This window comes from Bradyrhizobium sp. in8p8, assembly GCF_000426845.1.
Classification (GTDB): Bacteria; Pseudomonadota; Alphaproteobacteria; order Rhizobiales; family Xanthobacteraceae; genus Bradyrhizobium; species Bradyrhizobium japonicum_C.
In genome coordinates, this window is record NZ_AUGD01000001.1 from 982,976 (window position 1) to 1,001,038 (window position 18,063).

Genomic DNA, 18,063 nt, shown 5'->3' on the forward strand with positions numbered 1-18,063 from the left:
CGGGTTCGCTTCGCGCCCCGGGACGACAGTGTGTAGCGAGCGCTCCCCCCGCTACACCGACAACGTCCTCACCCGTAGACGAACGCCTTGTCGTCCAGATCCGTCTTCGGAATCTCGTCCTTCTCGGTCCAGTAATCCTGGCTGTGTTGCCACTCGGGCTTGTCGCCGCGCTTGGGCAACAGGTCCATGTTGCGCATCATGTAGCCGGGATTGAAGTTTTCCGGATCGATCCAGGGCAGGATCGGCATGTTGTGGTCCTCGGGGCGCAGCTGGACCTCGACCTTCTTCGCACCTTTGGCCTTCATGTGTCCGAGCAGCCTGCAGACGAAATCGGCGACGAGGTCGACGCGCAGGGTCCAGCTGGCACGGAAGTAGCCGAACACCCAGACCATGTTGGGCACGCCCGTGAACATCATGCCGCGATAGGTGACGGTGTCGCCGAAGGCGAGCGGTTTTCCGTCGATCTCGAACGCGATGTCACCGAGCGCCGCAAGATTGAAACCGGTCGCGGTGACGACGACATCGGCTTCCAGCAGCTTGCCCGATTTGAGCTGGATGCCATTCTCGACGAAACATTCGATCTCGTCGGTCACGACCGAGGCCTTGCCGCTGGCGATTCCCTTGAACAGGTCGGCATCCGGCACGAAGGCGATGCGCTGCCGCCAAGGCCGGTATTTCGGCGTGAAGTGCGTCTCGACGTCGTAATCGGGACCCAGGACGGCGCTGATCTGGCCGATCAGCTCCTTCTTGACCTGCTCGGGCTTGGATACGCAGAGCTTCGTGAACGCATCCTGCTCGAACAGGATCTTCCGCCGCACGATCTCGTGGATCCAGGCCTCATCGACCTGAAGCCGGCGCAGCTCTTCCGCAATCTCGATGGCGTTGCGGCCGAGACGGAAGTAGGTCGGCGAGCGCTGCAGCATGGTGACATGCGCGCATTTGTCCGCGATGTTCGGCACCAGCGTCGCCGCCGTGGCGCCCGAGCCGATCACCACCACCTTCTTGTTCGTCAAGTCGATATCATCCGGCCAGGTCTGCGGATGGACGATGCGGCCCTTGAAGCGATCCATGCCCTTCCATTCCGGCGTGTAACCTTCGGAATGGCGATAGTAGCCTTGGCACATCCAGAGGAAGTTGGCGGTGAAGGTCCTGGGCTCGCCGGTGTCGGTCGTCACCGCCTCGATGGTCCAGAGGTTCTGCTCGCTCGACCAGCTCGCGGAATTGATCTTGTGCTTGTAGCGAATGTGCTTGGCGAGATCGTTCTCCTCGATCACCTCGTTCATGTAGGCGAGGATCTCCTCGGCGGTCGCGATCGGCGGGCCGACCCAGGGCTTGAAGCGATAGCCGAAGGTATGGAGATCGCTGTCCGAGCGGATGCCTGGATAGCGATGCGTGGTCCAGGTGCCCCCGAACGTCGCCTGGGTTTCCAGGATGACGAAGCTCGTTCCCGGAAGCTGCTTTGTGAGATGATAGGCGCTGCCGATGCCGGAGATGCCGGCGCCGACGATCAACACGTCGAAATGTTCAGAAACCTGCTTGGCCGTGGCGTGACTGCGAACAGCGACATTCATTGTTGCTTCTATGCCTTGCTTGTTTTTGTGGCCGCCCTTGACTGGGCGGCGCGTTTCCTCCGCAGCGGGCATGATCACCCGCCGCGCTTCCGCTTCAAAATGACATAGATCAAATCGCGGTCAAATCACAGTGCCGCACCCCAGCTCCGCGCGGCCTGCAAGATCCACTCGCGATAGAGCGTCAGCGGCGTCACGCCGGTCAATCCGCCGCAACCAGCCGTGCCGTTCGGCCCAGTGGACCAGCTGATGAGGCCGACAAGCACGGGACCGCCCGGCCTGTCCTCGAATACCGGGCCGCCGGAATCGCCGGTGCAGGCGCCAATTCCGTCGCGAACACCGTTGGTTACGGGGTCGACCAGGCGAACCTGGAGCGTACCGGGCCGCCCGGTCGCAACGAGGCCGGCAACGCGCGTCATGCCGCCGCTCTTGCCGTCACCACGAACGGTGACACCGATACCGGCGATGACGAAGCGGCTGCCGACCTGGATTGGAATCGTCGGCATGCCGACCGTCACCGTGGATTTTCCCTTGAGTGGAATTTCCAGTTGCAGCAGCGCCACGTCGGCGGTGGCGCGGTGCGCCTGCATCGCCTGCATGTTGAAGTTCGGGTGAATCGCGACCGTACGCACGTTCAACAATTGCGGCTGGCCGTCAGCACCGCGATCAACGATCTTGTAGTCGGCGCCGGGTTGCACGCAGTGCGCGACCGTCAGGACCACGCGTGGTGCAATCAAGCTGCCGGTGCAGAAATTGCCGCGCGAACCGACGATGGTGACGACGGCACGCGCGACACCATCGGCCTGTGGCGTGCCGCCACCGACGATGGCACGGGCAGGCGTGGCGAGCAGCAGCGCTGCAGCGATGAACATGGCAAGCTTCGTCATGGGAACACGCTCCGGCGACAGCACCGGTGAGGAGGAGGACGGCTTCGGACTGGCTCTTGCCGATAGCGCATGCTAGCCCTCTTGGAAAGGAATTGACGAGGGCAGGACATTGGCGATCAAGGCTGTGATCTTTGATTTTGGCGGCGTGCTGACGAGCTCACCATTCGAGGCCTTCACGCGGTTCGAGATCGAGCGCGGACTGCCCGCCGACATCATCCGGCGCACCAACGCCGCCAACCACCTGGAGAACGCCTGGGCCAAGTTCGAGCGGGCCGAGGTGGACATCGACACTTTCGACGAACTATTCGCCACGGAATCGCTTGCACTGGGCGCGGAGGTACGCGGACGCGATGTGCTGCCCTTGCTGCAGGGCAGTCTACGTCCAGAGATGGTCGAAGCCCTGAAGCGCATCAAGGCGCAATTCAAGACCGGCTGCATCACCAACAACCTTCCGGCCAACGCCATCGGGAGCATGACCGGACGTTCCCTCTACATCGCCGAGGTCATGGTGCTGTTCGACCACGTGATCGAATCCGCCAAGATTGGCCTGCGCAAGCCCGACCCGCGGATATATCAATTGATGGTCGAGACGCTAAAGGTCGATCCGAACAACTGCGTCTATCTCGACGATCTCGGTGTGAACCTGAAGCCCGCGCGCGAGATGGGCATGACGACGATAAAAGTGACGAGCGGCGCCCAGGCCATCGCCGAGCTCGAGAAGGCCACGGGCCTCAAGCTGGGCTAGCTGGCGCGTCACTCTTGGTCATTGCTGCTTGTCGCAAGAGCTCCTCGCAATGACGTGGCAACATCTCGCCTGGTAAACTGCACTATTCCGCAGCATCTGCGACCCGCTCCGGGAACGCAGCCGCCAGCGAGGCTCGATCCGGCTTCAGCACGCCGCGCTCGGTGATCAGGCCGGTGACGAGCCGTGCCGGCGTCACGTCGAAGGCGTAGTTCGCGACCGGCGACCCCTCCGGGACGATGCGCACCGTCTCCAGCCTTCCGTCCGCGGTGCGGCCGGTCATGTCGGTCACCTCGGTGCCGCTGCGCTGCTCGATCGGGATGCCGCGGATGCCGTCGTGGACGGCGAAGTCGATCGTCGGCGATGGCAGCGCGACATAGAACGGCACCCCGTTGTCATGCGCGGCCAGCGCCTTCAGATAGGTGCCGATCTTGTTGCAGACGTCGCCATTGGCGGCGACGCGGTCGGTGCCGACGATGACGAGATCGACCATGCCATGTTGCATCAGGTGTCCGCCGGTGTTGTCCGGGATGACCGTGTGCGGCACGCCGTGATGGCCGAGCTCCCAGGCTGTGAGCGAGGCGCCCTGGTTGCGCGGGCGGGTCTCGTCGACCCAGACATGGACGTTGATGCCGCGTTCGTGCGCGAGATAGATCGGCGCCGTCGCGGTGCCCCAGTCGACGGTGGCGAGCCAACCGGCATTGCAGTGCGTGAGGACGTTGACCGTCTCGCCCGGCTTCTTCGCCGCAATCGCCTCGATCAGCTTCAGACCGTTGCCGGCAATGCCGCGATTGATCTCGACATCCTGCTCGGCGATCTCGTCGGCGCGCGCGTAGGCAGCTTCCGCCCTTTCAACGGGATCGACCGGCGCGAGCGTCCTGCGCATCTCGTCCAGGGCCCATTTCAGATTGATCGCGGTTGGCCGTGCGACCACGAGCGTGTCGTAGGCCCGTTTCAGACCGGCGTCGGAAGCGTCCTCGCGCATCGCGAGGGCCATGCCGTAGGCGGCAGTCGCCCCGATCAGCGGCGCGCCGCGTACCAGCATGTCGCGGATCGCAACGGCCGCGTCTTCACACGAGGTCAGGCGCGCGATGACGAACTCATGCGGCAGCCGGCGCTGATCGATCGCGCCGACGGACCAGCCGTCGCGCTCGCGCCAGATGCTGCGAAAATGTTTGCCGTCGACCTTCATGGCATTCTGCCTTCTTGTGCTTCGCCTTGCGCCTCAGCCGCGCAGGATGCGCCCCGCCACCGCATCGAGCTTCTTCAGAAGCTCCGGATCGCGCGCCTCAGGCGCCGTGATCAGCGCGGTGTCGAGCGCCCGGTCGGAGCCGATCGGGCACGGCTCGTGCTCGCGCGGAAAATCCCTTGCCAGCCGCGCCACCAGCGCCTTCGCCTTGTCGGCGTTCGACGTCAACACGCGAATGATGTCCTGCACGGTGACGGCGTCATGATCGGGATGCCAGCAATCGAAATCCGTCACCATCGCGACGGTGGCGTAACAGATCTCCGCCTCACGCGCGAGCTTCGCTTCGGGCATATTGGTCATGCCGATCACGGAATAGCCAAGGGTCTTGTAGGTCATGCTCTCTGCGTAAGTAGAGAATTGCGGCCCCTCCATGCAGACATAAGTGCCGCCGCGGGCGATCGCGATGCCCTCGGCGTCAGCCGCCGCCGCGAGATGGAGCCGCAGCCGCGGCGAGACCGGGTGCGCCATGGACACATGTGCGACGCAGCCGCGGCCGAAGAATGAGCTCTCGCGCTTGTGGGTCCGGTCGACGAACTGGTCGACGAGAACGAAGGTGCCGGGCGGCAGTTCCTCCTTGAAGGAACCGCAGGCCGAAAGCGAGATCAGGTCGGTGACGCCGGCGCGCTTCAGCACGTCGATATTGGCGCGATAGTTGATATCGGAGGGAGAAAGCCGGTGACCCTTGTCATGCCGCGGCAGGAACACGATCGGCAGACCGGCGATGGAGCCGCGCCGCAATGGTGCTGACGGCTCCCCCCACGGACTAGCGATCACCTCTTCGTGGGCCCCCTCGAGGCCCGGCAGGTCATAGATGCCCGAGCCGCCGATGATCCCCAATATCGCCTGCGTCATGCCTGCTCCACCCTGTCCGCCACGTGTGACACGGCTGAGCTATGCCAGTTTTGCGGCGGTTTTGGAACGGGGTGGCCGGGTGATGCCGGTGGTGTGAGGGACGGAGGGGCGAGCCTCACATTTGGTGTCGCCCCCGCGAACGCAGGGACCCATAACCACAGGCAGGCGAAGACCAGTCGTTGGGCACTCCGATCGTCAGTGATCGAGATTCCGCGGTATAGGTCCCCGCATACGCGGGGACGATGACGGAGAAAGAGGCGCGCCCGGCTTAAGCCGCGTTCGCGAGTTGCAGCTGCGTCGCGACCATCCGCTCCAGCGTCTCGACCGACTGGAAATTCTCCGGCGTGATCTCGGACTGCGGGATGGTGAAGTCGAACTCGGCTTCGACGCCGAGCATCAGATTGACCATGTCCATCGAAGTCAGGCCGACGTCGACGAGCTTTGCCTCCGGCGTGACGTCGGCAGTGAGCGAGTTCTGCTCAAGGATACCCTTCACCAGCTTGATGATGCGATTGCGCAAATCGGTATCGAAGGCCTGCATCGGCAAATTCCCATGTGTCTATCGAGGTCGGATCGGACTGCCGGCTACGATGGGCACGGCCTGCCGGTCCTGCAATGGGCGGCAGCAATACTTCGCGTTTCTTAGTAAACGATGACTCAGATTGTCCGGAATCCGGGATTCTTCCAAAGTCCTAACGCGGTGCTGGAAAATCTGGTGATGCAAACAACCCGCCTTTAACTGTTCGTTCGGAATTGGGTTTTGTTTACCCTCTATTTCATCGACGAATTTGAATTAAATCCCTAGCCTCGTCTCACAAGCAAAGATGGCCGGAAGATCGCTTCAGGCGGCATCGCGACTGATGCTGGCGATCTCGAACGGCAAACCGGAGGCGGACGAGTATGAACGTGCGTGAAGCAGTCCTCACTGTCGACGAAATGCAGGCGAGCTTTCTCGAGCAGGGCCCGTCCCTGACCGAGCGCGCCGCCCGGACCGCCGCAGCGGCAGCGGCCGACGCAGACGGGGTCGATCGCGACGCCCGCTTCCCGCACAAGGCCTTCGACGTCGCGCGTGAGCAGAAGCTGCTGGGCGTGATGATCCCGGTCGAGTTCGGCGGCTTCGGCGCCTCGATCTATGACGTTACTGACATCTGCTACACACTCGGACGCGCCTGCGCTTCCACGGCGATGATCTACGCGATGCATCAGACCAAGGTCGCCTGCGTCATCAGGCACGGCCATGGCATTCCCTGGATGGAGACCATGATGCGCCGGGTCGCCCGCGACCAGTGGCTGCTCGCCTCCTCCACCACCGAGGGCCAGAATGGCGGCAATATCCGCGCCAGCGCCGCCGCGGTCGATCATGCTGGCGACACCGTCTCCCTGGTTCGCGATGCCACCGTGATCTCCTACGGCGCCGAGGCCGACGGCCTCGTCACCATCGCCCGCCGCGCCACCGATGCCGCAGCCTCCGACCAGGTTCTGATGGCGCTCGCCAAGGACGATTATTCGCTGAAGCGGACGCTCGGCTGGGAAACGCTCGGCATGCGCGGCACCTGCTCGACCGGCTTCGAGCTGAAGGTCGATTGCCCTGCCGACCGCGTCTTCCCGGAATCCTACGACAAGATCCACGCCCAGACCATGACCCCGTTCGCACATCTGTGCTGGTCGTCGGCCTGGGCCGGCATCGCCGCTGCGGCCGTGACCCGCGCGCAGGCTTTCATCCGCAAGGCGGCGCGCTCTTCCGGCGGCCAGATGCCCCCGGCCGCGGCCCACTTCACCGCCGCCAAGATGTCGCTTGCCAAGCTGCGCGCGCTGATCTCTGCCAACACTGACGCTTTCGCCCGCGCCGAGCATGACGAGCGTGCGCTGAGCTCGCTCGACTTCCAGTCCGCGATCACGCTGCTCAAGGTGCAAGCTTCCGAGCTCGCGGTCGAGACGGTGATGCATGCGATGCGCACCGCGGGTCTTTCCGGCTACCGCAACGACGGCGAGTTCACCATGGGCCGCCACCTGCGCGACGTGCTGTCGTCACCGATCATGATCAACAATGACCGTATTCTCTCCAACGCCGCGACATCGACGCTGATGAGCGGCGTGCCGACGAGCCTTCGCGACTGAACCAAGAAGAAGAATTTTTTTCATATAGCAGGACACCGACCTATGAGCATTGCCGTCCTCCCCAATTCGCCCGATACCGCGCCGCAGATGATCGATCCGCTCGATCATCTTGCCGACAAGCTGTTCCACCGCATGGGCGCCGACGGCGTCTATGCCCGCACCGCGCTTTATGAAGGCATCGTCGAGCGGCTGGCCGCACTGATCACGAGCCATCGCGAAGCCGGCACCGAAGTGATGCGCTTTCCACCGGTGATGAGCCGCGCCCAGCTGGAGAAATCCGGCTACCTCAAGAGCTTTCCGAACCTGCTCGGCTGCGTTTGCGGACTGCACGGCACCGAACGCGAGATCAACGCCGCGGTGAGCCGCTTCGATGCTGGCGGCGACTGGACCTCTTCACTGTCGCCAGCCGACCTCGTGCTGTCGCCTGCCGCCTGCTATCCCGTCTATCCGATCGCGGCGAGCCGCGGACCGTTGCCGAAGGGCGGCCTGCGTTTCGATGTCGCTGCCGACTGCTTCCGCCGCGAGCCGTCGAAGCATCTCGATCGCCTGCAATCGTTCCGGATGCGCGAATATGTCTGCATCGGCAGCCCCGACGACGTCGCCGACTTCCGCGAGCGCTGGATGGTGCGGGCGCAGGCGATCGCGCGTGACCTCGGCCTCACCTTCCGCGTCGACTATGCCAGCGATCCATTCTTCGGCCGGGTCGGCCAGATGAAGGCGGTGAGCCAGAAGCAGCAGCAACTCAAGTTCGAGCTCCTCATTCCGCTGCGCTCGGACGAGCAGCCGACGGCCTGCATGAGCTTCAATTATCACCGCGAACATTTCTGCACGACCTGGGGAATCCAGGACGCCAATGGCGAGCCGGCTCATACCGGCTGCGTTGCCTTTGGCATGGACCGGCTGGCCGTCGCCATGTTCCACACCCACGGCACCGATCTTTCCGCCTGGCCCGCCAAGGTGCAGGACGTCCTGGGCTTGCAGCCGCATGTTGCGGCCGGCGCTCACGGCGAAGGCTGGCGCTAACGCAACTCACGAGGCTGACCATTTCCACGGGCAAGACGAGCGTGATCCATACCAAGGTCCGATGCCGCGAGATCACGGAGTCCGATGTCGATAAGATCGCGGACTTGCTGACGCGCGGCTTCGTCGGCCGTTCACGCGAATACTGGATTCAGGGCCTGCGCCGGCAAGCCTTCCGAGCGGTGCCGGAGGGCTATCCGCGCTTCGGCTACATGCTCGACGATGACGGCACGCCGGTCGGCGTGCTGCTTCTGATCTACACGGCACGCCAGCGTGGCGAGGAGACGGCTGTCCAGTGCAACCTGTCGAGTTGGTATGTCGATCCGGCCTATCGCAACTACGCGCCGCTGCTAACCAAGATCGCCCAGCGGCACAAGGACGTCACCTATTTCAACATCAGCCCGGCGCCGTGGACCTGGCCGATCATCGAGACGCAGGGCTTTCGCGCCTATTGCCGCGGGATATTCTTCTCGATCCCTGCGCTGGCGCGCGCGCCGCGGTGGAGCGAGATCGAGGTCATCCCGCCGCATGCCAAGGAGATCAAGGGACTTTCCGCCGCCGAGACCGAGCTCTTGAGGCGGCATGCGCGCTACAATTGTCTCAGCCTCGTCTGCCGCACGCCGAAAGGAACCTTCCCCTTCATCCTGCAACCGGTGCGCATCCGCCGCGGCTTCATCGCCCCGCCCGCCATGAAGCTGATCTATTGCCGGAGCATGACGGAATACGCCGAATGCGCGGGCCGAATCGGCCGGTTGCTGTTGCGGCTCGGCAAGATTTCGGTCGCCGTCGATTCCAATGGCCCAATTCCCGGCCTTGTTGGTATCTATACCGAGCGGCGGGGTCGCAAATATTTCAAGGGGCCGCACCAGCCACTTCTGGGCGACCTCACCGACACGGAGCTCGTGCTTTACGGGCCGTAGAGGGCACGGCCGAGAGTTGGCTGCCGTGCCGGCGACGCACGATATCTGGCCAGTCCTCGCCGGCACCTCTTACTTCGTACGCATCCACGCATCGCCGGTCATCCTCCGTAAACTACTGCGCTTAAGGGATTTTTCCGGCCTCTTCGCTAGCCTCGGCAGCTGAATTAGGTTGCGTTAAGTCTGTTGCCTGCCGAGTCCCGCCCGATGACGTCGACCCGCGACAAAGAGCTTGGTGCACGCCGCGAGCAGGGCCCGGACGCCCTGGTCGCGCTGAGCCAACTCGCGCTCGACCATATGGAGCAGGGTGTTTGCGTCTACGATGCCGACAATCGCATCTTGCTGGTCAATCAGCGTTACCTCTCCTTCTTCAACATGTCCGCCGACATCGTGCGCGTCGGCACGAGCTATCGAGAGGTGCTCGCGCACAGCGCCAGGCGCGGCAACTTCCCGGAAAGCGAGCTCGACGCGCTCTATTCGGCGCGGATCGCGCGGATCGCGGCCGGAAAGCCGTTCCGCACCGAGCAGCGGCTGGCGAGCGGCCTTGTCATGTCGCTCGAGCTGAAGCCTCTCCCCGGCGGCGGCTGGATGACGATCTGCGACGACGTCACCCGCCTCGCCCGGCTCGAGGCGGAATTGCGCGTGCAAACGGAGCGCAGCCAGCACGCGCTTGCGAACATGTCGCACGGTCTCATCATGTACGACGCCGACAGCCGCGTGGTCGTCTGCAACGAGCGCTTCCTCAACCTCTACAATCTCGATCCTGGAATCGTGAAGCCGGGCGTCTCGCACCGCGCGGTGCTCGACCATTGGATATCGCGCGGCAACCTGCCGGGGATGCCGGCCGACGAGTTTCACAGCTCGAGAATGGAGGACGTGCGCGCCAAAAGAGAAAAATCCCTGCTGGTGATGCGCTACGACGGACGCATGGTGCAGACGATCTCCCGCTTCCTGCCCGACGGCGGCTGGGTGACCGTGCACGAGGACGTCACGGAGCGGCTGCAATACGAGGAAACGCTGAGGCAGCAGAACTTCATTCTCGATGCGGCGCTGGAGAACATGGCGCACGGGCTCGCCTTCTTCGACAGCGATATGCGCCTTCGCGTCTGCAATACCACCTACCGGAAGATCTACCGTCTGGCGCCGGAGGAGACCAGGCCCGGGACGCATCTCGCCGAGCTGATCGAGCGCTCGATGGCAAACGGCGCGTTCTCGTCCGAATACAGTCCGCAACAGCTGCTGGAAGCCGCAAGGACGAGCATTGCGAACCGCGATTCATCGCCGATGCGCCGGCACATGGCGGACGACACGATGATCTCGGTACGCTATTGCGCGCTGGCCGAAGGCGGCTTCGTCGCCACCTACGAGGACATAACCGAGCGCGAGCGTGCCATCGAGCAGCTCAGCGAACAATATCGCCGCTTCGACGCCGCGCTGAACAACATGAGCCAGGGCCTGTGCATGCTCGATTCGAGCCTGCGCGTGATCGTCTGCAATCGCCGTTATCTCGAGATGTACGGACTGTCGCCGGAGATCGTTAAGCCCGGCGTCTCGATGCGAGAGATCATGGACTACAGCTGCGAGCTCGGCATCCACCCGAACACGACCGGCGCCAAGCTCTATGCCGACTATGTCGAGCGGTTGCGCGAGGGCGAGCACACGCTGCATCGGCACTTGAGCGACGGCCGCATCATCAAGCTCAATCACAAACGGATGGAGCACGGCGGCTGGGTCGTCACCTACGAGGACGTCACCGAGCGCCACAAGGCCCAGGCCCGGGTGGCGCACATGGCGCGGCACGATTCGCTCACCGACCTGCCCAATCGCACGCTGTTCCGCGAGAAGATGGCTGAGGGACTGAACCAGGTTGCGGTCGCCGGCGGCGCCATGGCCGTGCTTTGCTTCGACCTCGACAACTTCAAGACCGTCAACGACCGCCTCGGCCACGCCGCAGGCGATCGCCTGCTGCGCTGGGTCGCAGCGCAGCTGAAAGCGAACGTCGGCGAACACGATACCGTCGCGCGCCTCGGCGGCGACGAGTTCGCCGTCCTGCAGCGCGGACCACAGCCGCAATCGGCTGAGGAGCTCGCCCGCCGTCTCGTCGACATCATCGGTCATCCTCCGCCGCTGGAAAGTCAATCAGTCCATGTCGGCGTGTCTGTCGGTATTGCGATCGCACCTGACCACGGGCTCGACGCGGACGAGCTGATGAAGTGCGCCGACCTCGCGCTGTACCAGGCCAAGGCCAGGGGACGCGGAATCTATCAGCTGTTCGAGCCCGAGATGGAGGAAAAAGCACGCAGCCGGCACGCGCTCGAGCAGGATCTGGGTGGCGCGCTCGAAGGTCGTCAGTTCCACCTGGTGTTCCAGCCGCAGATGCGGCTCGATTCTTCCGAGCTCACCGGCTTCGAGGCATTGCTGCGCTGGAGACATCCCTCACGCGGCATCGTTTCTCCCGCCGAGTTCATTCCGATTGCGGAGGAGAACGGGCTGATCGTGCCGATCGGCGAATGGGTGCTGCGCACGGCCTGCGCGGTCGCCGCGTCCTGGCCCGGCGTCGCCGTTGCGGTGAACCTGTCTCCGGTGCAGTTCCGCTCGCGCGGGTTGGTCGGGATGGTCACCAGCGCGCTTGCAGAAGCCGGCCTGCCGCCGCAACGGCTCGAGCTCGAGGTGACCGAGACGGCGCTGCTCGATGACAGCGAGGCGACGATCGAGATCCTGCACCAGCTTCGCGCGCTAGGAGTGCGCGTCAGCCTCGACGATTTCGGCGTCGGCTATTCATCGCTGAGCTACTTACGAAAATTTCCTTTCGACCGCATCAAGATCGACCGCTCCTTCGTCGGCACGCTCGGGGAGAGCCCGGAGAGCGTTGCGATCGTCCGCACCATCGCAAGCCTCGGCTCAGTGCTGGGCGTCGAGACCACGGCGGAGGGGGTGGAGACGGAAGAGCAACTCGACTTCGTCCGCGAATGCGGCTGCACCGCCGTCCAAGGCTATTATTTCGGCAAGCCATGTCTCGCATCCGACGTCGGCCGCACCATCGAGACACTGAGCATGGTCCGGCGCGTGGCCTGACCGCTTCCCGGCGCCAAATTCCGTCACTCGGCACGAAGCCTGACGACGAATTGTCGCACAGACCGGCTTTGCCGACATTGCCCCACCGGCTTCCTCACAGGGCGTGCGCAATGTGCTTTTCTTCTCTCTTGATTTCAGGAACAATCGCCTCACAAGAACGAGAGGCGGCGGTGCCAGAGACGCTGCTGCGAGGGAGGGGTTTCAATGTCGGGACACGGGCTGAAGACGATCGCATTTGCCACGCTGTACGCTGTGATGGGCGCATTGCTCCCCACTGCGGTCAGCGCGCAGGACTATCCCACCAAGCCGATCACGTTGATCGTGCCGTGGCCGGCCGGCGGATCGACCGACATCTCGATGCGCGCGATCGCCGACAGTGCTTCGAAGACCCTGGGGCAGCCGATCGTCATCGACAACAAGGCGGGCGGCGGCGGCACGGTCGGACCTGCGACCATGGCGGCGGCGGCGAAGCCGGACGGCTACACCATCTCGCAAATCCCAATCACGGTATTCCGTCTTCCGCTGATGCAGGAGGTGTCGTGGGATCCAGCGAAGGATTTCACCTACATCGTCCATCTCACCGGCTACACCTTCGGTGTGACGACCAGCGCGGAATCGCAGTTCAAGAGCTGGAAGGACGTGGTCGAGTTCGCCAAGGCGAATCCGGGCAAGGTGACCTACGCCACGCCCGGCGCCGGCACTTCGCTGCATATCGGGATGGAGCAGATCGCCGGGATGGCCGGCATCAAGCTGACGCAGGTGCCGTTCAAGGGAGGTGCAGAGACCAATGCCGCCGTGCTCGGTAAGCATACCATGCTTCAGGCTGATTCCACGGGATGGCGACCGCTGGTCGACGCGGGCAAGCTGCGGCTGCTGATGGTGTGGACCGGCGCCCGCTCGCCGAATTACCCCGATGTGCCGACACTGAAGGAGCTCGGCTATCCCATGGTCTATGATTCTCCGTTCGGCATCGCCGGCCCGAAGGGCATGGATCCCAAGATCGTCGGCAAGTTGCACGATGCCTTCAAGAAGGCCCTCGAGGACCCCGCGGTGATCGCGACGCTCGCCAAATACGACATGGTGCCGAACTACAAGAACACTGAGGACTACAAGAAGTTCGTCGTCGAGGTCACGGATTCCGAGCGCAAGGTGATCAACACGCTCGGGCTGGCGAAGAAGTAGGGTTCGGCTGCCTGCCACAGATGCTGACGTCATCCTGAGGTGAGCCGCACTGGCGGCTCGCCTCGAAGGATGGACCGGGCACGGTCGCCCCTTCGAGGGCCTCGCTACGACCCGCCACCTCAAGGACAACGGCTTCGCCGCTGCGTTCGGGTGACGGTGACCCATAAGGTTCGTCATATGAACAACGACACCAATGTCAAACTCCGCCTCAGCAACTCCGAGCTCTGGGGCGGGCTGATCGGGCTTGCACTCGGCGGCTTCGTGATCTGGTCGGGGCTGAAGCTCAGGCTCGGCACCATCAACGATCCCGGCTCCGGCTACGTGCTGTTCTACACCGGAATCCTGATGTGCGTGTTCGCGAGCGCCATCATCGTCTCGGCGATCACCGAGGGCGGGCCGACACTGGCCTCACGCTGGGAGAATGTGCGCTGGAGCAAGCCGCTTCTCCTCATCGCCTGCCTCATCGCATTCTCCCTCGCCCTTGAGCCGTTGGGCTTCCTGTTGTCGTCGATCCCGTTGATGCTGCTGCTGTTGCGCCTGATCGATCCCGTGCGCTGGACGCTGGCGGTTCCGATCGCCGTGCTGGTGCCGGTCTGCATGTGGTGGGTGCTCAAGCGCCTGCTCTTGATCCAGTTGCCCTCAGGCCTGTTCGGGATCGGCTGACCCATGGATACGCTCGTCAACGTCGCCCATGGTTTCGGCGTCGCGCTGCTGCCGATCAACCTGCTCTATTGCTTCATCGGCGTCTTCATCGGCACTCTGGTCGGCGTGCTGCCAGGCATCGGGCCGATCTCGGCGATGTCGCTGCTGCTGCCGGTGACGCTCTCCGGGACGCCCGAATCCGGCATCATCATGATGGCCGGCATCTATTACGGCTCAATGTATGGCGGATCAACCACCTCGATCCTGGTCAACATCCCCGGCGAGGCGGCTTCCGTCGTCACCTGCATCGACGGCCACCAGATGGCGAAGCAGGGGCGTGCCGGTCCCGCGCTCGGCATCTCCGCTTTCGGCTCCTTCGCCGCCGGCACGTTTGCGCTGATCGCCTTGATGCTGGTCGCGCCGAAGCTTGCCAGCGTTGCCATCGCATTCGGTCCGGCCGAGTATTTCAGCCTGATGGTGCTCGGCCTCGTCGTGCTCACCTTCCTGACGCAGGGCTCGATGCCTAAGGCACTGTTGATGGCATGCATCGGCGTCGTGCTCGGGCTGGTAGGGCTCGACAGCATCACCGCGCAGCCGCGGCTGACCTTCGGCCGCATGGAGCTGATCGACGGCATCGGCCTGGTGCCGGTGGTGATGGGCCTGTTCGGTGTTGCCGAGGTGCTGCTCAACACCGAGCAGGCGATCAAGCGCGACATCATCAACACCAAGATCACTCATCTCTTGCCCACCAGGAAGGACTGGAAGGCGAGCGCGGGTCCGGTCGGCCGCGGCACCGTCCTCGGCTTCTTCCTCGGCATCCTGCCGGGCGGCGGCGCGGTGGTGGCCTCATTCGCCTCCTACGCGCTGGAGAAGCGCCTGTCGAAGACGCCCGAGCGTTTCGGCCATGGCGCGATCGAGGGCGTCGCCGGGCCCGAGTCGGCCAACAACGCCGCGGCGGGCGGCGCCTTCATTCCGTTGATGACGCTTGGCATCCCCCCGAATGTGGTGATGGCACTGCTACTCGGGGCGTTCGTCATTCACGGGCTGCAGCCCGGACCGCTGCTGATCACGCAAAACCCCGGCCTGTTCTGGGGCATCGTGGCCAGCATGTATATCGGCAACGTCATGCTGCTGATCCTGAACCTGCCGATGATCGGCATGTGGGTGCAGCTGCTCAAGCTGCCCTACAACATCCTGTTCCCACTGATCATCCTGTTCACGATCCTCGGCGTGTACTGCTCGAGCAACAACGTGTTCGACGTCTATGTGATGATCGCGTTCGGGATCATCGGCTATTTCATGCGCAAGCTCGGCTTCGAGCCGGCACCATTGGTGCTCGCCTTCGTGCTGGGGCCGATGATGGAGAACAATCTGCGCAAGTCGCTGATCCTGTCGCAGGGCGATCTCTGGACCTTCGTGCAGCGTCCGATCTCGGGGGCGTGTCTTGCGTTCGCGCTGGTGCTGCTGATCGCGCCGCTGTTGCCCGCGCTGCGCAAGAAGCGCGAGCTCGTTGCGCTGGACGAGGGGGCGTGAGGAACCTGCAGGGTGGATGAGCCGAAGGCGTAGTCCACCTCTCCCTCCAAGGAGGCCAACGCGGTGCGTTACGCCTTCGGCGAAGCCACTTGCGGCTCTTACCCCGCCGCAGGCAGCGCGCTGTCCGGCGGAGCGCCCCATGGGCGGTCGGCCGAGGCAAGCCCGATCAGACGGCCCTGGATGTAGTCGCAGCCCCAGTCGCGCAGCATGCTCGCTGCTTCTTCATCCTGCACCCATTCGGCGACGGTCTTGATGTCGAGGCGGCGGGCGAGATCGATCAGGGTCTGCACGAAGGCGCGGTCGTCGGCGGAATGGGTGATGTTCTGCACGAATGCGCCGTCGATCTTCACGATATCCACGCCGAGCTTGCGCAGATTGCGGAACGAGGTGTAGCCGGCACCGAAATCGTCGATGGCGATACGGCTGCCGAAATGCTTGAGGCGGCTGACGAAGGCACGGACATCGTCGATGTCCTGGATCGCGACCGTCTCCGTGATCTCGATGATCAGCCGCTCGGCAACACCGGGATGGGCCAGCATCAGCGATTCGATCCCCGCCCACCAGTCCGGATCCATCGTCGTATCAGGCGAGATGTTGAGGCTGAGGCAGACGTCGGGTGCGGCTGCGAGCTCGGCGACCACGAGTTCGAGCACGCGATGATCGACCAGGCGGATCAGGCCGAGCCGCTCGGCGACCGGCACGATGTCGGGCGCGAGCAGCACCTGGCCGTTGCCCTGGTCCATCCGCACCAGGCATTCATGGAATGCGCGCTCGCGCGAGACGGCCGAGACCACGGGCTCATAGGCGAGCCTGATGCGCCGCTCGTTGAGCGCAGTGACGATCTCGTCGGTGACGCGGATGTTGACCCGGCGCTGCGCGTCGCGCGCAGCATCCGGACGCCATGCCGCGAACGAGCCGGCGCGGCGGCGCTTGGCAGCGTCAAGCGTCTCATGGGCGCGATTGACGGCTTCATCGGTGTTGCGGGCATAGCGCGGCAGGCTGACCGCGCCGATCGACGCGGTGACCGAGACCGGGCCTGATTTCGTCGGCACCACGTCGGTGCGGATGCCGGCGAGGAAGCGCTCCGCCGCAACGTTCATGTCGTCGACGGTACAGTTCTTGAGGATCAGGCCGAACTTGTTGCCTGAGAAGCGACCAAGCACGTCGCCGCCGCGCAGACGCGCGCGAATCCGCTTGGCGACATCGAGGATCACGGCATCGGCGACATCGAAGCCGAAGGCATCGTTGACCCGGGCGAGATGATCGATCCCGACCAGCATGAAGGCGGCGGTCGAACGGAAGCGGGTCGCCTCCTCGATCGCCTCTGCCAGCGCGCCGAGCAGATGGGAGCGGTTGAGCTCGCCGGTCAACGGATCGAGCCGGGCCAGCTTGGCCAGTTCTTCGTCGCGGGCGTGACGCTCGTTGTTGATGCGGACAGCACCGATCGCACGCGTGGGGCGGCCATCGGGGCCTGCGAACCAGCGGCCGGTCTCCTCCACCCAGACCACGGGGTCGGAGGCGTTCATGCGTACGCCATACTCAACCCGGTACGGCGTGCCATCGGCGCCGTGCACGGCGGAGGTCTGCGCCAGAGCTGCGCTCCGCAGCGTTTGCGCGGGCTCGATCAGCTTGGCGAATTCGGCGCCGGTCGCCAGCCGCTCGGCCGGAATACCGGGAAAGATGCTGGTGACCTGCTCGCCCCAGGCGATGGAATCGCTGGCGATGTCCCAGGCGAACACGGCCTGGCCAAGCGCGGCCAGGATGTCTGAGGCTTGCGGCAGTGTGGGGATCAAAATCGCCTCGTTTCGGGACAGTGGAGAAGTCCTGAGCCGGCACAGGATAGAGCCAGATTCGCCCCCGACCCTAGGCAAAGTTGATAAACAATTTGGAAACCACGTTTCCCCGGCGTGGGGAACCAAGCCGGCCCGGCCGGCATAGGCCTTGCGAGTACAGGACTCGCACCGGCGCTCGCGTCCCGAAACGCGACAATCTCGCCGGGTCAACGGTGAATGCGATGTTGAGTACCGATGGGTCTGACGCGGCGGACAACGGCACGGGCACGGCTCTGGTGGCGGTGATGCCGACGTTGCAATGGGTTCACAAGGCGCCCCTGCCGCGGCCCGACCCCAGCTTCATCACTCAGCTCATCGCCAACGCCGAATGTCCGCCCCAGACGAGCCGATTCCGCCGTGCCTCTTCCGAGGATGCGCGGACGGCGTATGGCAGCAAGCGTCCGCTCGGAAGTGTCGCCGCACGAACCCGGCAGGTGGCCTGAGGC

The 18,063-nt window shown here is 64.1% G+C and carries 15 protein-coding genes; 9 read left to right on the forward strand and 6 right to left on the reverse strand.

Translation table 11 applies throughout. The annotated features are described in order from the left end of the window. Positions 1–68 precede the first annotated feature (68 nt). Positions 69–1,571 carry a flavin-containing monooxygenase gene (locus tag K408_RS0104685; RefSeq protein WP_024336973.1) on the reverse strand — a complete coding sequence of 501 codons (1,503 nt, stop codon included), beginning with the start codon at positions 1,569–1,571 and terminating at the stop codon, positions 69–71. 125 nt (positions 1,572–1,696) lie between these two features. Further along, complete coding sequence (locus tag K408_RS0104690) at positions 1,697–2,455, reverse strand: S1 family peptidase (RefSeq protein WP_024336972.1); 759 nt, start codon at positions 2,453–2,455, stop codon at positions 1,697–1,699. A gap of 109 nt (positions 2,456–2,564) precedes the next feature. Here K408_RS0104690 and K408_RS0104695 point away from each other — a divergent pair, with 109 nt between their 5' ends. Next, positions 2,565–3,200 carry an HAD-IA family hydrolase gene (locus K408_RS0104695; RefSeq protein WP_024336971.1) on the forward strand — a complete coding sequence of 212 codons (636 nt, stop codon included), beginning with the start codon at positions 2,565–2,567 and terminating at the stop codon, positions 3,198–3,200. An 82-nt stretch (positions 3,201–3,282) separates the two neighbouring features. On the opposite strand, the gene mtnA is transcribed toward K408_RS0104695, so the two are convergent. The 3 genes from mtnA to K408_RS0104710 form a co-directional block, all read right to left on the reverse strand. Then, positions 3,283–4,389, reverse strand: a complete 1,107-nt coding sequence (gene mtnA, locus K408_RS0104700; RefSeq protein ID WP_024336970.1) for an S-methyl-5-thioribose-1-phosphate isomerase — start codon at positions 4,387–4,389, stop codon at positions 3,283–3,285. A gap of 33 nt (positions 4,390–4,422) precedes the next feature. Next, positions 4,423–5,298, reverse strand: coding sequence for an S-methyl-5'-thioadenosine phosphorylase (locus K408_RS0104705; RefSeq protein ID WP_024336969.1), 876 nt, complete (start codon positions 5,296–5,298; stop codon positions 4,423–4,425). 268 nt (positions 5,299–5,566) lie between these two features. Beyond that, a complete protein-coding gene (locus K408_RS0104710; RefSeq protein WP_024336968.1) occupies positions 5,567–5,839 on the reverse strand; it encodes a phosphopantetheine-binding protein in 273 nt (90 codons plus the stop codon). A 359-nt stretch (positions 5,840–6,198) separates the two neighbouring features. Here K408_RS0104710 and K408_RS0104720 point away from each other — a divergent pair, with 359 nt between their 5' ends. The 7 genes from K408_RS0104720 (at position 6,199) to K408_RS0104750 (ending at position 15,785) form a co-directional block, all read left to right on the forward strand. Then, positions 6,199–7,416: an acyl-CoA dehydrogenase family protein gene (locus K408_RS0104720; RefSeq protein ID WP_024336967.1), complete on the forward strand. Its 1,218-nt coding sequence runs from the start codon at positions 6,199–6,201 to the stop codon at positions 7,414–7,416. A gap of 42 nt (positions 7,417–7,458) precedes the next feature. Beyond that, the gene (locus K408_RS0104725; RefSeq protein WP_024336966.1) at positions 7,459–8,439 is read left to right on the forward strand and encodes an amino acid--[acyl-carrier-protein] ligase; all 981 of its coding nucleotides are present in this window, start codon (positions 7,459–7,461) and stop codon (positions 8,437–8,439) included. A 41-nt stretch (positions 8,440–8,480) separates the two neighbouring features. Then, positions 8,481–9,356, forward strand: a complete 876-nt coding sequence (locus K408_RS0104730) for an acyl-CoA acyltransferase (RefSeq protein ID WP_024336965.1) — start codon at positions 8,481–8,483, stop codon at positions 9,354–9,356. A 204-nt stretch (positions 9,357–9,560) separates the two neighbouring features. Continuing rightward, positions 9,561–12,428, forward strand: coding sequence for a PAS-domain containing protein (locus K408_RS0104735; RefSeq protein WP_024336964.1), 2,868 nt, complete (start codon positions 9,561–9,563; stop codon positions 12,426–12,428). A 204-nt stretch (positions 12,429–12,632) separates the two neighbouring features. Continuing rightward, positions 12,633–13,610 carry a tripartite tricarboxylate transporter substrate binding protein gene (locus K408_RS0104740; protein ID WP_024336963.1) on the forward strand — a complete coding sequence of 326 codons (978 nt, stop codon included), beginning with the start codon at positions 12,633–12,635 and terminating at the stop codon, positions 13,608–13,610. A gap of 177 nt (positions 13,611–13,787) precedes the next feature. Further along, positions 13,788–14,273, forward strand: coding sequence for a tripartite tricarboxylate transporter TctB family protein (locus tag K408_RS0104745; protein WP_024336962.1), 486 nt, complete (start codon positions 13,788–13,790; stop codon positions 14,271–14,273). Positions 14,274–14,276: 3 nt separating this feature from the next. Continuing rightward, the gene (locus K408_RS0104750; RefSeq protein ID WP_024336961.1) at positions 14,277–15,785 is read left to right on the forward strand and encodes a tripartite tricarboxylate transporter permease; all 1,509 of its coding nucleotides are present in this window, start codon (positions 14,277–14,279) and stop codon (positions 15,783–15,785) included. 98 nt (positions 15,786–15,883) lie between these two features. Here the strand turns inward: K408_RS0104750 and K408_RS0104755 are convergent, their stop codons facing one another. After that, positions 15,884–17,578, reverse strand: a complete 1,695-nt coding sequence (locus K408_RS0104755) for a bifunctional diguanylate cyclase/phosphodiesterase (protein WP_024336960.1) — start codon at positions 17,576–17,578, stop codon at positions 15,884–15,886. A gap of 221 nt (positions 17,579–17,799) precedes the next feature. On the opposite strand from K408_RS0104755, the gene K408_RS0104760 reads away from it, so the two are divergent. Then, positions 17,800–18,060, forward strand: coding sequence for a hypothetical protein (locus K408_RS0104760; RefSeq protein ID WP_024336959.1), 261 nt, complete (start codon positions 17,800–17,802; stop codon positions 18,058–18,060). The last annotated feature ends 3 nt before the right edge of the window (positions 18,061–18,063 follow it).

Coding starts and splice junctions, on each gene's coding strand:
- K408_RS0104685 (WP_024336973.1), bottom strand. CDS start 1,571: ATGAATGTCGCTGTTCGCAGTCACGCCACGGCCAAGCAGGTTTCTGAA.
- K408_RS0104690 (WP_024336972.1), bottom strand. CDS start 2,455: ATGACGAAGCTTGCCATGTTCATCGCTGCAGCGCTGCTGCTCGCCACG.
- mtnA (WP_024336970.1), bottom strand. CDS start 4,389: ATGAAGGTCGACGGCAAACATTTTCGCAGCATCTGGCGCGAGCGCGAC.
- K408_RS0104705 (WP_024336969.1), bottom strand. CDS start 5,298: ATGACGCAGGCGATATTGGGGATCATCGGCGGCTCGGGCATCTATGAC.
- K408_RS0104710 (WP_024336968.1), bottom strand. CDS start 5,839: ATGCAGGCCTTCGATACCGATTTGCGCAATCGCATCATCAAGCTGGTG.
- K408_RS0104720 (WP_024336967.1), top strand. CDS start 6,199: ATGAACGTGCGTGAAGCAGTCCTCACTGTCGACGAAATGCAGGCGAGC.
- K408_RS0104725 (WP_024336966.1), top strand. CDS start 7,459: ATGAGCATTGCCGTCCTCCCCAATTCGCCCGATACCGCGCCGCAGATG.
- K408_RS0104735 (WP_024336964.1), top strand. CDS start 9,561: ATGACGTCGACCCGCGACAAAGAGCTTGGTGCACGCCGCGAGCAGGGC.
- K408_RS0104740 (WP_024336963.1), top strand. CDS start 12,633: ATGTCGGGACACGGGCTGAAGACGATCGCATTTGCCACGCTGTACGCT.
- K408_RS0104745 (WP_024336962.1), top strand. CDS start 13,788: ATGAACAACGACACCAATGTCAAACTCCGCCTCAGCAACTCCGAGCTC.
- K408_RS0104750 (WP_024336961.1), top strand. CDS start 14,277: ATGGATACGCTCGTCAACGTCGCCCATGGTTTCGGCGTCGCGCTGCTG.
- K408_RS0104760 (WP_024336959.1), top strand. CDS start 17,800: ATGTTGAGTACCGATGGGTCTGACGCGGCGGACAACGGCACGGGCACG.